The sequence below is a fragment of the Streptomyces laurentii genome, from assembly GCF_040635425.1.
GTDB lineage: Bacteria > Actinomycetota > Actinomycetes > Streptomycetales > Streptomycetaceae > Streptomyces > Streptomyces laurentii.
In genome coordinates, this window is sequence record NZ_JBEYHT010000008.1 from 135060 (window position 1) to 148371 (window position 13312).

A 13312-nucleotide genomic window follows, 5' to 3' on the forward strand; every position below is an offset into this window, starting at 1 on the left:
CCGGCGATGTGACGATCGTCGGCATGTGTCATTACTGCGGCTGCCGTGACATCCCCCTGATCAAGGAGTTCATCGCCGAGCACGAGGCCGTCACCGACCTCGCGGGCGACGCCGTCCGGGCGCTGGAGGCCGACGACCGCGACCGCGACCGGACCCTGGTGGCGGAGATGACCGCCCGGCCGTACACGCACTGGGCGGGCGAGGAGCAGGGCCTGTTCACGAAGATGGGGGAGAACGAGGAGTACGCCGCCTACATCGGCGCCCTCGTTCGCGAGCACCGCGAACTGGCCGTCTTCCTCGCCTCCCTCGACCTCGACACCGCCGAGCAGCGGTCCGCCTTCGTCCACGCCGTCGACGAGCTCCACGAGCACATCGCCAAGGAGGAGGACGGCCTCTTCCCCGCCTCCCTCACCGAGCTCACCGGCGACCAGTGGAACCGCTCCATGGCCGCCTGGCGCGCCGTCCACGCCGCCGACCCCGGCGGCACCGCCTCCGACCCCGGCGGCACCGCCTCCGGCACCGACGGCCCCGGCTCCGAAGGCCCCGCCCCCACCGCCTGACGTGGCGGAACGGCCGGACGGCGCCCGTCTGGACCCGCCTAGACTGGTCGGGTGAACGTCTCCGCCCCCTCCGCCGACTCCCTGCGCGCCGCGCTCGCCGCCGTCCTCGACGGGCTGCCGCCCCGGCAGGCCGCGCAGGCCGTCGACCGGCTGATCGCCAACTACCGGGGGACCACCCCGACCGACGCGCCCGTGCTGCGCGACCGGTCCGACGTCGCCGCCTACGCCGCGTACCGCATGCCGGCCACCTTCGAGGCGGTACGGAGTGCCCTCGGCGCCCTCGCGGACGCCGCGCCCGACTGGGCGCCGCGCACCCACACCGACCTCGGCGGCGGCACCGGCGCGGCGAGCTGGGCCGTCGCGGAGATCTGGGAGGGCGACGCCCGCACCACCGTCCTCGACTGGGCCGAGCCGGCGCTGAAGCTCGGCGCGGAACTCGCCCGGGGCGTGTTCGACGCGGAGTGGCGGCGCGAGCGGATCGGCACGGCGCTGAAGCTCGCCGACGACACGGATCTGGTGACCGTCTCGTACGTCCTCAACGAACTCACCGAGGCCGACCGCGCCACCCTCGTCGCCGAGGCGGCCCGGGTCGGGCGGGCCGTCGTCATCGTCGAGCCCGGCACCCCCGACGGCTACGAGCGGATCATCGCCGCCCGCACTCTTCTCGTCGAGGCCGGTTTCTCCGTCGCGGCGCCCTGCCCGCACAGCGGCGCCTGCCCGATCGTGCCGGGCACCGACTGGTGCCACTTCGCCGCCCGGGTCAGCCGCTCCTCTCTGCACCGGAAGGTCAAGGGCGGTTCGCTGCCGTACGAGGACGAGAAGTTCGCGTACGTCGCCGCCACCCGGTTCCCGGTGACCCCGGCGCCCGCCCGGATCACCCGCCGGCCGCAGATCCGCAAGGGCCAGGTCCTGCTGGACCTGTGCGGCCCCGACGGGCTCGGCCGCGAGACCGTCACCAAGCGGCACGGGCCCCTGTACAAGCAGGCCCGTGACGCGGAGTGGGGCGACGTCTGGCCGCCGGAGGACCGGGACTAGAACCGGTTCCAAGAGCTAGACGCGCAGCTCCTGGGTGCAGCACTTGACGCTGCCGCCGCCCTTGAGCAGCTCGCTCAGGTCCATCCCGATCGGCTCGAACCCGCGCGCCCGCAGCGGCGCGTACAGGCCCACCGCCGCCTGGGGGAGGAGGACGTGCCGTCCGTCGCTGACCGCGTTCAGGCCGAGGACGGCGGCGTCCTCGTCGGTGACCTTCAGGGCGTCCGGGAACAGCCGCTCCAGGACCGCCCGGCTGCCGCGCGAGAAGGCCTCCGGGAAGTACATGATCTCGTCGCGCGCGTCGTCGAGCACGCACAGCGCCGTGTCCAGGTGGTAGTAGCGCGGGTCGACCAGCTCCAGGCCGATCACGGGGCGGCCGAAGAACTCCTGGGCCTCGTCCGCCGCCAGCGGACTGGACCTGAAGCCCCGGCCGGCCAGGATCCACGAGGCGGTGACGGCGAAGTCGCCCTCGCCCTCGTTGACGTGCTCGGGCAGCCGGAGGTCGAGGTCCGCGTAACCGTGCGCGCGGAACCAGTCCAGATGCGCCGACGCCTCCTCCGAACGCTCCGGATAGGCGAACTTGGCGCCGAGCACCCGGCCGTCCACCACGGTCGCGCCGTTCGCGGCGAAGACCATGTCCGGCAGGCCCCGGGACGGCGTCAGGATCTCGACGGTGTGGCCGAGCGCGAGATAGCGGTCGCGCAGGTCCTCCCACTGCGCGACGGCCAGCGGGACGTCGACCGGCTTCGTGGGATCCATCCAGGGGTTGATGGAGTACGTCACCTTGAAGTGCGCGGGTGGGCACATCAGATAACGGCGGGGCGAGGCCTCGCGCGGAGTGTGGCGCAATGAGGGCTCCTCTACGTCGCTGAGCGCTGATCGTTGGAGCCCATGGTCCGCTGTCAGGGCGGCGAGCGCAGTGGACCGTTCGGGTGATTCGCATGAGGGTCCGGCAGACGGATGGCGAACACGGGGTAGGCGAGATGTCCACGGCGTGGCGAGACGTCGCGTCTCGGTGCTTTGGTACGTTGGCGGCATGCCCGACACCCAGGCCTCCGAGCAGTCCTCCGAGCAGTCCTCCGAGCGGTCTCCCGAGCCGGCCGCCCGCGACGCCAAGGCCCCTGACGTCAAGGTCCCTGACGCCAAGGTCCCCGACGCCTCCCGCCGCAGCGAGCGCTCCCGCCGCGCCATCTACGACGCCGCCCTCGCCCTCGTCTCCGAGAACGGCTACGCCCGGACCACCGTCGAGGGCATCGCCGCCCGCGCCGGTGTCGGCAAGCAGACGATCTACCGCTGGTGGCCCTCCGGCACCAAGGCCGCCGTCCTCCTGGAGGCGTTCCTCGACCTCGCGAGCCACACGGCCGAGGAGGCGGGCGGCGGGGCGGGCGCCGACCTCCCCGACACCGGCGACCTGGCCGCCGACCTCAAGCTGGTGCTGCGCGCCACGGTCGACGAGCTGACCGACTCCGCCTTCGAGCGGGCCACCCGCGCCCTGGCCGCCGAGGGCATCGTCGACGCGGCCCTCGGTGCCGAGTTCACCGCCCGGCTGCTCGAACCCCAGCTCCAGGCGTACATCCGCCGGATCGAGTCCGCCCAGGCCGCCGGCTCCGTCGACCCGGCCGTCGACCCCCGGATCGCCGTCGAACTCTTCGTCGGCCCGCTGCACCATCGCTGGCTGCACCGCACCCTGCCGCTCACCCACGACTACGCCGACGCCCTCGTCGACCACGCCCTGAGCGGCCTCGCCCCGCGCCCCTGAGCCGCTTCCGTACCACCCGACCCGCGTTCGTCATGTCCCCCTCACGCACCCGGTTCCCGACTCCGGTCACCCGGAGCGCGGGATGGTGGGACCATGGATCCGTACGGGCGAGCATGGCCGGCACGAGGTGTGAGGGGATAGATGGGCGACGGCATCGGCCGCAACCGCGGCACGGAGAGCAGACTCGCGCAATGGCTGCGCAAGCGCCCGCGGCGGAGTGCGGCCGGAGCCGAGCACGACCGCGAGAACGACCGCGGGACGATGCTCCTGGCCGCCGCCGCCGCAGGGCTGCCGCTCGCCCCCGCCGCGCACCCCGTGGGCTACCGCTGCTCCTGTGAGCGGATCGGCTGTCCGACCCCCGGCCGGCACCCCGTCTCCTTCGCCTGGCAGACCCAGTCGACCACCGACCGCGCCCAGATCGAGCGCTGGGTACAGGGGATGCCCGAGGCGAACTTCATCACCGCCACCGGCATGGTCCACGACGTGCTCGACGTGCCCCTCCCGGCCGGCCGCGCCGCCCTGGAGCGGCTGCTCGCCGAGGGTGTCGAGGTCGGCCCGGTCGTCGTCTCCGACGCCGCCGAGGACCGGCCGGACGAGGGCCGCATGCTCTTCTTCACCGCCACCCGCGGCACGCCCGAGGACGAGGACGAGTGGTGGCCGTGCGAGCTGGACTGCCATCCGGAGACCATGGACGAGCATCCGGGGCTGCGCTGGCACTGCCGCGGTTCGTACGTGCTCGTCCCGCCGTCCCGGCTCCCCGGCGACGAGGCCAGTCAGCCGGTGCTCACCTGGCTGCGCGGCCCCGGGCACGCCCTGCCCGACCCGCTGAACCTGCTGGAAGCCCTCACCGACGCCTGTGCCCGGCACGCGGCGGCGCAGGAGGCCCAGGGCGCGGCCCCCGAGGTCGCCTGGCCGCTGACCCGCTGAGCCCCCGGACGGCAAGGGGGGCGGTGTTACGAGCCCTCGGCCGCCGTCACGCCCTGGAGCCGGGTCAGCACGGTGACCCCGCCGCGCTCCGCGCCCGCGGGCTTCACCAGCGCCGTCTGGCTGGACACCCACCGCTTGGTGACCGTGTTCTTGACCTCGCCGGTCATCAGCGCCTTGACGTCCTGGCCGACCTTGGGCCGGTAGCCCGCCGCGGCCGTCTGCCGCTCGTAGTAGCGGGTGGCGAAGAAGACCAGCGCGCCGCCGTCCTCGGTGGCCAGCGCCAGCGGGGCGAAGTCGCCGCGGCTCTCGGCCTGGTCGACGTACTGGGTGACGAGCCCGGTCCGGGTGGCCGCCTTCTTCCGCTGGTCCCGCCACAGGGTGGTGTGCGTCCCGGGCGCGAACGGCCCCGGCTGCCCGTCCTTGAGGAACGCCACGTACCGCTCGCCCAGGACACCCGGCGCGACGGCGGCCTCCGTGGAGGTGGCGGCGACCGGCACCGCGTACCCCTGGTCCTGCCGGAAGGCGGGTACCCGGTCGGCGGTCATGATCGACAGGTAGGCGGCCTTCCACTGCTGGGCGGCGCTGTCGCGGACGAAGACGAGGAGCCAGCGGTTGTCGCCGGCGCCCTGGTCGGTGTCGCGGTTGGAGTCGGTGTCCGCGAGGAAGAAGCGCGGCCAGCCGGCCTTGCGCGGGATGACGAACTTCGTGTCGGTGAATTCGAGCGGCCGGTGGTTCGCGTTGCCGTTCGGGCTGGTGACCTTGCGCGAGCGCAGGCCCGCCTGGTTGATCTCCCCGAACGGACCGGTGACCCGGCCCGCGTCGCGGGTCGGGTCGTAGGCCTTGTCGGCCGCGTTGAAGGCGACGGCGAAGTCCTTCAGCGCCTGCTCGGCCTCGGCGGGCGTGGCCGCCGGGATCAGCGCGCTCTCGCCGTGCACCGTCACACAGCCGCTCGTGGTCAGGGTGAGCAGGGCCGCCGCGGCCGCCGCGAGCACGGTGCTCCCCGGCCGCCGCGTGGATCCCCGCCGTACGCGCCGTACGCGCCGTGCGCGCGGGACGAGCTGTAGGGGCGTGTCAGCCGGCTGCTTCCGCCGCCCGGTTCGCCTCAGCCTTCTCATCGGTCTCGGTCGCCTTCTGCTTCGCCACCCGCTTGGACGTCCCCGACCCTATCGGGGCCAGGAAGAAGAAGAGCGTCGGGACCAGATACAGCGCCCACACCGTGACCTGAAGGACCGTCGGGTCCGGCTGGAAGTTGAACACGCCCTTCAGCAGCGTGCCGTACCAGCTGTCCGGCGGGATGGTCTCGGAGATGTCGAACGCCTTGTTCTGCAGACCGCCGAGGAAGCGGCCCTCCTGGAGGTCGTGCACGCCGTACGCGAGGACGCCGGCCGCCACCACGACCAGCATGCCGCCGGTCCAGGTGAAGAACTTGGCCAGGTTGATCTTCAGCGCGCCGCGGTAGAACAGCCAGCCGAGCAGCACCGCCGTGAGCAGCCCGAGGAGCGCGCCGGCCAGCGGCTCGTACGAGCCGTCCGTGGAGGTCCGCACGGACGTCCACATGAACAGCGCCGTCTCCAGGCCCTCGCGGCCGACGGCCAGGAACGCGGTCGCGACGAGCGCGCCCGTGCCCATCTGGAGCGCCGCGTCCAGCTTGCCGTGCAGCTCCGTCTTGAGGTGCCGCGCGGTGCGCCGCATCCAGAAGACCATCCAGGTCACGAGTCCGACGGCGAGGATCGACAGCGAGCCGCCGAGCAGCTCCTGCGCCTCGAAGGTCAGTTCCTGCGAACCGAACTCGAGCCCGGCGCCGAAGGCGAGCGCGACCGTGACCGCGACCGCGATGCCGGTCCACACGGGCTTGAGCGCGTCGCGGCGGCCGGTCTTGACCAGGTAGGCGATGAGGATGCAGACCACCAGGCTGGCCTCGAGACCCTCCCGCAGACCGATCAGATAGTTACCGAGCATGTCGGTGTCCTTTCCGAGTGACGAGAGGGGGGTTACGCCGTGGCGGGCGTCGAGGGCCGCGCGGACGCGGCAGGCTTCGCGGGCTGTACGGGCTTCGCGGTGAAGAGCGCCCGGCCCCACCAGTCGTCCTTGTCGCGGACGCCCGGGGGCACCGCGAACACGGCCGAACCCACGTGCTGGATGTACTGGTTGAGCGCGTCGTGGCGGGCCAGCTGGGTCTGCACCGGCACGAAGCCGGTGCGCACGTCGCGCTGGTACGCCAGGAAGAACAGGCCCGCGTCGAGCCGGCCGAGGCCGTCCGACCCGTCCGTGAAGGAGTAGCCGCGGCGCAGCAGCGTCGCGCCGCCGTTGGCGTCGGGGTGCGCGAGGCGGACGTGCGCGGTCGGCTTCATGGCCTTCAGGAACGGCTCGTCGTGCTCCTTGGCCTTGCCGGGCGCCGCGCCTTCCTTCTTGTCGCGGCCGAACACGTCCTCCTGCTCGGACAGCGGGGCCCGGTCCCAGGTCTCGATGTTCATCCGGATGCGGCGGGCGACCAGGTACGAGCCGCCGGTCATCCAGCCGTCCGCGTCCCGTGCGTCCTTGTCGGCCACCCACACGTGCCGCGCGAGCCGGTCGGTCTCGGTGCCCGCGATGTTGCGGGTGCCGTCCTTGAAGCCGAAGAGGTTGCGCGGGGTCTGCGCGTCCGGGGTCGTCGACGACGTCTTGCCGAAGCCGAGCTGGGACCAGCGCACCGCGACCTTGCCGAAGCCGATCCGGGCCAGGTTGCGGATGGCGTGTACGGCGACCTGCGGGTCGTCCGCGCAGGCCTGGACGCACAGGTCGCCGCCGCTGCGGGCCGGGTCCAGGTTGTCGCCGGGGAACTTGGGCAGGTCCGCCAGAGCCGCCGGACGGTGGCCGGCGAGGCCGAAGCGGCCGTCGAAGAGCGAGGGGCCGAAGCCGATGGTGAGGGTGAGCCGGGACGGCTTGAGGCCGAGCGCCTCGCCGGTGTCGTCCGGCGGGGCCTCCGGCAGACCGCCGTACGCGCCCTCGCCGACCTCACGGCCCGCGGTCATCCGCTCGGCGGCCCGGGTCCAGTCCTTGAGCAGCTGTATGAGCTCCTCGCGGTCCTTCGTCTTCACGTCGAAGGCGGCGAAGTGCAGCCGGTCCTGGACGGCGGTGGCGATACCGGCCTGGTGGGCGCCGTGGAAGGGGACGGCCTCGCCGGTGTCGGCGACGGGAGCGGTCTCGTCGCCCCGGCCGCGGGCCAGGGCGACGGCCCCGCCCGCCGCGGCGGCGCCGAGCGCGAGCCCGGCCCCGCCCCAGCCTATGACCGAGCGGCGGGACGGCGTGCCGCCCTCCGCCGGTCCGGAGGCCTTCTCGGTGGCCTTCTCGGTGGCGTCGTGTCCGGCGCCCGTGGGGGTCTGCTCGCTCATGCCTGGGTTCCTCGCTTCCGCTTCCCGACTACCGTCCGCCGCCGTTTACTTCACGACCGCCGCGGCGAGCTTGGAGAGCGGCTCCGCCAGCGCGTTGACGGCGTCCGACAGCTCCTTGCGCTGTTCCTTGGAGACCTTCTCGTAGGAGGTGAAGGCGTAGCCGGTCTTGTCCGCGCGGTAGGTGTCGAGCAGCTCGTTCAGGGCCCCGAACTGCTTGTCCAGCTCGGTGACCAGCGCGGGGTCGTTCTTCTGCGCGACCGGCTTCAGCAGGTCGAAGGACTTCTGCGCGCCCTCGACGTTGCCCTTGAAGTCGACGAGGTCGGTGTGCGAGTAGCGCTCCTCCTCGCCGGTGACCTTGCCGGTGGCGACCTCGTCGAGCAGCTCCTTGGCGCCGTTGGCCATGGAGGTCGGGGTGATGTCGGCCGTGCCGACCCGCTTCACCCAGTCGGCGAGGTCCTTGTCGAGGAGGTCGGCGAGCTGCTTCTCGCGGTCGCCGATCTTCTTGTCCTGCCACAGCGCCTTCTCCAGGCGGTGCCAGCCGGTCCAGTCCTTCACCGGGTCCTGGCCGGCCTCCAGGCCGTCCTCACGGACGTCGACCTTCGGGTCGATGTCGCCGAAGGACTCGGCGACCGGCTCGGTGCGCTCCCAGCCGATGCGGGACTCGGCGTACGCCTTCTTCGCGGCCTCGACGTCACCGGCCCGGACGGCGTCGGTGAACACCTTCACCTTGGGCAGCGTCTCGTCGGCCTGCGCCTGCACGTACTGGCGGTAGCCGGCGACGGCGGCGTCCATCTCGGGGGAGCGCTTGGCCGTGGCCTTGCCGCCGGTGACGGTGACCTTCTGGCGGATGCCGTCGCCCTTCATGCCGGGCTTGCAGGCGATCTCGTAGTCGCCGGCCTTGATCTCGGCGGTGATGGTGGCCTTGGTGCCGGGGCCGATGTTCTCGCGCTCGGCCACGATGCGGTCGTCCGGGTAGAGGACGTAGACCTCGGTGACCTTGCTGCCGCGGTTCTCCACGTTCAGCGTGACGTGACCGGCCGGGAAGTCCTTCTTCGCGACCTCGCAGGAGTCGTCCTTGGCGATCACCTGGATCGCGCCCTCGCCACCCTTGGCGTCGCTTTTCTGGGCGCAGCCGGTGACGGCGGCCAGGGTCGCCGCGGTCGCGGCGGCGGTGACGACGGAGAGACGGACGGCTCGCATGCGGGGCTCCACTCGGGGACGGCTCTGCTGGATAAGTCGGAATAGTGAGGCAGACCTAACTTAACCGAGGCTTACCTGAGCTGAGCCCCCTGGGTCCGTGATTCAGCTCTCAGCAGGGGAAATGGCCGCCCGCCCTTGTCACGACGGGCTCACGGCCCGGTCAAGGCACAGTCAAGGAGTGGGGGGAAGGGGTGGATTGAGGATGATTCACCCCCTTTGGGGCCGGCGGTGTCGACAGGGAGGGCGAGCGCCCGGCCGGAGGGTTCCCGGATGGTTCAATGCCGGGCATGGACACGACCGCGACCGCTCACGGGGCCCGCCGCCCCGCCGGTACCGCCACCGCTGCCGGTACCGACATCGACATCCTGCGGGTCTTCTGCACGGCCGACGGCCGGAACGGCAACCGGCTCGGCGTCGTACGCGAGGGGCGCGCGTACCCCGACGAGGCGTCCCGGCAGGCGCTCGCCAAGGAGCTGGGCTTCAGCGAGACCGTGTTCGTGGACGACCCGGAGCGCGGGAACGTCGACATCTACACCCCGGGCACCCGGCTGCCCTTCGCCGGCCATCCGCTCGTCGGCGCCGCCTGGCTGCTCGACCTGGAGGTCGTCCGCCCGCCCGCCGGAGAGGTGTGGGTCCGCGGCGACGGCGAGTTCACCTGGATCGAGGCGCGCGCGGAGTGGGCGCCGCCGCGCACGCTCCGGCGGTACGCGACGGCCGAGGAGGTCGAGGGCCTCGACGTCCCGGAGCCGGGGGAGTGGATCTACGCCTGGGCCTGGGAGGACGAGTCCGCCGGCCGGATCCGCGCCCGGGGCTTCCCGGGGCGCGGGGACGGCGTCGACGAGGACGAGGCCACCGGCGCGGCGGCCCTGCTGCTCACCGCCGAGCTGGGCCGGGCGCTCAACATCGTCCAGGGCCGGGGCTCGCAGATGCTCACGGCTCCCGGCCCGGACGGCGTCGTCGAACTGGGCGGCCGGGTCCGCCTCGAAGGCACCCTGACCCGCTGAATCCGATACGGGGCGGTCTTCCGCCGTTCCGGTGGGTCAGGCGCTCAGCGAGAACTCGCCCGACAGCTCCCGGAACATCGCCCCGTTGAAGTCGAACGCCCGCTTGCACTCGTCGACGATCCGCCGCTTCTCCAGCTCGTCGGCGGCGACGGCGTCGAGCAGTTCCCGGTAGGCCCGCTTGAAGGCGGCCGGGTTCGGGATCGCGTCGAAGACGTAGAACCGCACCCCGTCGCCCTTGCGCGCGAAGCCCCAGGCGCGCTCCGCCCGGTCGCGGATGATCTGGCCGCCGGACAGGTCGCCCAGGTAGCGGGTGTAGTGATGGGCCACGTACCCGCCCGGCCAGTCGCGGGCGCACTCGGCGATCCGCGCCGCGTACGCCCGGGTGGCCGGCAGTGCCGAGACCCCGGCCCGCCAGTCGGCCCCGCGCAGATGCGCGAGATCCCGCTCCAGCGCCTCCGTACGGAACAGCTCCGGCTGGACGAAGGGGCCCGCGACCGGATCGGGCCGCAGGGCCCCGGCGCCGTCCTCCAGCGCCCGGTAGACGAACCAGAGCTGCTCCGTGTAGCGCGTGTACGCGTCGACACCGAGGCGGCCGCCGAGGAGGTCGGTCATGAACCCCGACGTCTCGGCCTCCGTGTGCTGCTCGTGCGAGGCCGTGCGGATGAGCGTCGAGAAGGGCGTGGTCAAGACGTGCCTCCGGGACCGTAGGGGTCGAAGAACCACCGTGATCGTGCCGACTCGGGCCGTCCCCGGTCAACCGGTTCCCGACAACCTGTCGGTAAAAACGCTACCCCTCGGCCGGATCACGGCAAGGTGAGGATCTCCGCCCCGGTCTCCGTCACCACCAGGGTGTGCTCGAACTGCGCGGTCCGCTTCCGGTCCTTGGTCACCACGGTCCAGCCGTCGTCCCACAGGTCGTAGTCGTGGCTGCCGAGGGTCAGCATCGGCTCGATGGTGAAGGTCATGCCCGTCTTGATCACCGTGGTGTGGTGCGGCGAGTCGTAGTGCGGCACGATCAGGCCCGAGTGGAACGCCGTGCTGATGCCGTGCCCGGTGAAGTCGCGCACGACGCCGTAGCCGAAGCGCTTGGCGTACGACTCGATGACCCGGCCGATGATGTTGATCTGGCGGCCCGGCCGGACCGCCTTGATGGCCCGGTTCAGCGATTCCCGGGTCCGCTCGACGAGCAGCCGCGACTCCTCGTCGACGTCGCCGCACAGGTAGGTGGCGTTGTTGTCGCCGTGCACCCCGCCGATGTACGCGGTGACGTCGAGGTTGACGATGTCGCCGTCCTTCAGGACGGTCGAGTCGGGGATGCCGTGGCAGATGACCTCGTTGACCGAGGTGCACAGCGACTTCGGGAAGCCGCGGTAGCCGAGCGTCGACGGATAGGCCCCGTGGTCGCACAGGAACTCGTGCGCCACCCGGTCCAGCTCGTCGGTGGTGACACCCGGGGCGATGATCTTCGCGGCCTCCTCCATCGCCTGTGCGGCGAGGCGGCCGGCGATCCGCATCCGCTCGATGGTGTCGGCGTCCTGCACCTCGGGTCCGGTGTACGGAGCGGGCGCGGGCTTGCCGACGTACTCGGGGCGGCGGATGGACCCCGGAACGGCACGGTGGGGGGACAGCTCCCCCGGTACGAGAAGCGACTGGCCAGACATGTCAGCGAGTCTAACTACCGTGTACGGGGCAGCATGGTGACGGAGGAAGGAGCCGAGATGGCCCTGTTCAAGAAGCGCACGGTCGGCAAGCCGGGCGAGTGGTACTACTGCCTGGAGCACAAGAAGGTCGAGGAAGGGCCCGAGTGCCCGGCCAAGAACCGCTTCGGCCCCTACGCCGGCCGTGAGGAGGCCGCCCACGCCATGGAGAGCGCGAAGGAACGCAACCTGGAATGGGACACGGACCCCCGCTGGCACGACAAGGCGGGCAAGGGCGACGAAGAGCCGGGCGACTGACGAGGCCGCGGGCTTCCCGGGCCCGGCCCAGCGGCTTCCCGGGCGCGGCCTAGCCGCCGGGGAATCGCGCGGTGGCCAGGACCGTGCCGTCCGGGGCCAGCAGCCGGGCGCCGGTCGCCGACGCCGGGTCGGTCCCGGCCGGCGCGCCCCAGTAGCCGTAGCCGTCGTGGAGCCGGAACGAGCCCACCGGCACCGTGGACCCGTCGGCCCGGACGAGCACGCAGCGCACCGGGCCCGCGCCCGCGCCGGGCAGCTCGACCGTCATGTAGACCCAGCCTGTGGCGCCCGCGCCGGCCGGATGGGCGTAGATCCGGCCCACCTCGTGGCCGCCGCCCGGGGCGACCAGGGCCGCCTCGTGCAGGGCCGCCGGCACCCGCTGGGCCACCACCGCCGCCGGGCCCTCCACCGCGGTGCCGACCGCCCAGCCGCCGAACGCGCAGGCCACCGCCGCGGCCGCGCCGGCCGCCGCGAGCCGCAGCCGCCGGGCCCGCAGCCGGGTCCGGGACGGGTGAGCCGGGGCCCGGGCCGGGGCCTCGGCCCCGGGGGCCTCCGACGCCTCCGGGGCCACGCCCAGCGCCCGTACCACCCGGCTCTCGAACCCGACCGGAGGCTCGGCCTCCGGCAGCAGTGCGAGCAGCCCGTCGCCGACGGCGTTCAGCCGCTCCACGTACTCCCGGCAGTCCGGGCAGCGGTCCAGATGGGCGACGGCCTCGGCCCGCTCCCGGGCCGGCAGGGCGCCGAGCGCCAGCTCCGCGTCGAGCTCGCGCAGCCGCGCGCACGCGGGGCCGCGACCGCGCTCGCTCCCGTTCCCGTTCCCGTTCCCGGTCATGTCCGCCACCTCCCCTCGGGCTGCTCATCGGGCTCCAGGAGGGCCCGGACCTTGAGCGTTCCCGTCCGGATGCGGGTCTTGGCCGTGCCGAGCGGGATGTCCTCCGCACCGGCGACCTCCCGCGCGGTCATCCCGTAGATCCCGGCCATCACCAGCGCCCGGGCCTGTTCCCGGGGCAGCTCCGCAACCGCCCGCCGGACCCGCGCCGCGCTGTCGTCGGCGAGCGCGCGCCGTTCGGGGGTGTCGGTGACGACGCCGAGCAGCGCGTCCAGGTCCTCCGGGGCGACCGGGCTGGCCCGCCGGGCACGGATCGCGTCGACGGCCAGGTGGTGGGCGATGGCCGTCAGCCAGGTCCGTACCGAACCGCGCCGCGGGTCGTACATCTGGGCGTGCCGCCAGGCCCGCTCGAAGGTCTGCTGGGCGATGTCCTCGGCGAGCTGCGGATCGCCCACGACGGCCACCGCCACACCGAAGACCGCCCGCTGGAAACGGCGCACGAAGGCCACCGCGATCTCGGGGTCGCCCGTCGGCAGCCCGGAGAGCAGGGCTTCGTCGCTGGTCCGCCCCAGCGGACCGAACGGTGGGCTGGTGTGCCGCATACCGGTGATACGTCTCATCGCGCCAAAGGGATTTCCTCCCGCCAGAGCCATTGTCCGCCGGTTCGCGGGACCCGGG

15 protein-coding genes are annotated in these 13312 nt (G+C 72.9%); 6 read left to right on the plus strand and 9 right to left on the minus strand.

Going from position 1 to position 13312, the window contains the following annotated elements:
- Positions 1-23 precede the first annotated feature (23 nt).
- Together ABZ693_RS08000 and ABZ693_RS08005 are read left to right on the plus strand one after the other, a co-directional pair.
- A complete protein-coding gene (locus ABZ693_RS08000) occupies positions 24-560 on the plus strand; it encodes a hemerythrin domain-containing protein (RefSeq protein WP_359874607.1) in 537 nt (178 codons plus the stop codon).
- Between the two features lie 51 nt (positions 561-611).
- Positions 612-1595: a small ribosomal subunit Rsm22 family protein gene (locus tag ABZ693_RS08005; RefSeq protein ID WP_359874609.1), complete on the plus strand. Its 984-nt coding sequence runs from the start codon at positions 612-614 to the stop codon at positions 1593-1595.
- Between the two features lie 15 nt (positions 1596-1610).
- Here ABZ693_RS08005 and ddaH read toward each other — a convergent pair whose 3' ends face one another.
- A complete protein-coding gene (gene ddaH / locus ABZ693_RS08010) occupies positions 1611-2441 on the minus strand; it encodes a dimethylargininase (protein WP_359874611.1) in 831 nt (276 codons plus the stop codon).
- A 187-nt stretch (positions 2442-2628) separates the two neighbouring features.
- Here ddaH and ABZ693_RS08015 point away from each other — a divergent pair, with 187 nt between their 5' ends.
- Together ABZ693_RS08015 and ABZ693_RS08020 are read left to right on the plus strand one after the other, a co-directional pair.
- Entirely contained in the window at positions 2629-3351 is a 723-nt protein-coding gene (locus ABZ693_RS08015; RefSeq protein WP_359874613.1) for a TetR/AcrR family transcriptional regulator, read from the plus strand.
- A gap of 141 nt (positions 3352-3492) precedes the next feature.
- Positions 3493-4278, plus strand: coding sequence for a bifunctional DNA primase/polymerase (locus ABZ693_RS08020; RefSeq protein ID WP_359874615.1), 786 nt, complete (start codon positions 3493-3495; stop codon positions 4276-4278).
- 26 nt (positions 4279-4304) lie between these two features.
- Here ABZ693_RS08020 and ABZ693_RS08025 read toward each other — a convergent pair whose 3' ends face one another.
- From ABZ693_RS08025 to efeO, 4 genes are all read right to left on the minus strand, one after another.
- Positions 4305-5270, minus strand: coding sequence for an SCO2278 family lipoprotein (locus tag ABZ693_RS08025; protein ID WP_359874617.1), 966 nt, complete (start codon positions 5268-5270; stop codon positions 4305-4307).
- Between the two features lie 79 nt (positions 5271-5349).
- The gene (gene efeU, locus ABZ693_RS08030) at positions 5350-6237 is read right to left on the minus strand and encodes an iron uptake transporter permease EfeU (RefSeq protein WP_359874619.1); all 888 of its coding nucleotides are present in this window, start codon (positions 6235-6237) and stop codon (positions 5350-5352) included.
- 32 nt (positions 6238-6269) lie between these two features.
- Positions 6270-7649, minus strand: coding sequence for an iron uptake transporter deferrochelatase/peroxidase subunit (efeB, locus tag ABZ693_RS08035; RefSeq protein WP_359874621.1), 1380 nt, complete (start codon positions 7647-7649; stop codon positions 6270-6272).
- Positions 7650-7694: 45 nt separating this feature from the next.
- On the minus strand, positions 7695-8849 hold the full coding sequence (gene efeO / locus ABZ693_RS08040) for an iron uptake system protein EfeO (protein WP_359874623.1): 1155 nt from the start codon (positions 8847-8849) through the stop codon (positions 7695-7697).
- 287 nt (positions 8850-9136) lie between these two features.
- On the opposite strand from efeO, the gene ABZ693_RS08045 reads away from it, so the two are divergent.
- Positions 9137-9853 carry a PhzF family phenazine biosynthesis protein gene (locus tag ABZ693_RS08045; RefSeq protein WP_359874625.1) on the plus strand — a complete coding sequence of 239 codons (717 nt, stop codon included), beginning with the start codon at positions 9137-9139 and terminating at the stop codon, positions 9851-9853.
- Between the two features lie 36 nt (positions 9854-9889).
- On the opposite strand, the gene ABZ693_RS08050 is transcribed toward ABZ693_RS08045, so the two are convergent.
- The gene (locus ABZ693_RS08050) at positions 9890-10540 is read right to left on the minus strand and encodes a biliverdin-producing heme oxygenase (protein ID WP_359874627.1); all 651 of its coding nucleotides are present in this window, start codon (positions 10538-10540) and stop codon (positions 9890-9892) included.
- A 116-nt stretch (positions 10541-10656) separates the two neighbouring features.
- Positions 10657-11514, minus strand: a complete 858-nt coding sequence (gene map, locus ABZ693_RS08055; protein ID WP_359874629.1) for a type I methionyl aminopeptidase — start codon at positions 11512-11514, stop codon at positions 10657-10659.
- A gap of 57 nt (positions 11515-11571) precedes the next feature.
- On the opposite strand from map, the gene ABZ693_RS08060 reads away from it, so the two are divergent.
- A complete protein-coding gene (locus ABZ693_RS08060) occupies positions 11572-11808 on the plus strand; it encodes a hypothetical protein (RefSeq protein WP_359874631.1) in 237 nt (78 codons plus the stop codon).
- Between the two features lie 49 nt (positions 11809-11857).
- Here the strand turns inward: ABZ693_RS08060 and ABZ693_RS08065 are convergent, their stop codons facing one another.
- The gene (locus tag ABZ693_RS08065) at positions 11858-12637 is read right to left on the minus strand and encodes a cupin domain-containing protein (RefSeq protein WP_359874633.1); all 780 of its coding nucleotides are present in this window, start codon (positions 12635-12637) and stop codon (positions 11858-11860) included.
- Positions 12634-13254, minus strand: a complete 621-nt coding sequence (locus ABZ693_RS08070; RefSeq protein WP_359874635.1) for an RNA polymerase sigma factor — start codon at positions 13252-13254, stop codon at positions 12634-12636. Before ABZ693_RS08070 ends, ABZ693_RS08065 begins: the two co-directional genes overlap by 4 nt.
- Between the last annotated feature and the right edge of the window lie 58 nt (positions 13255-13312).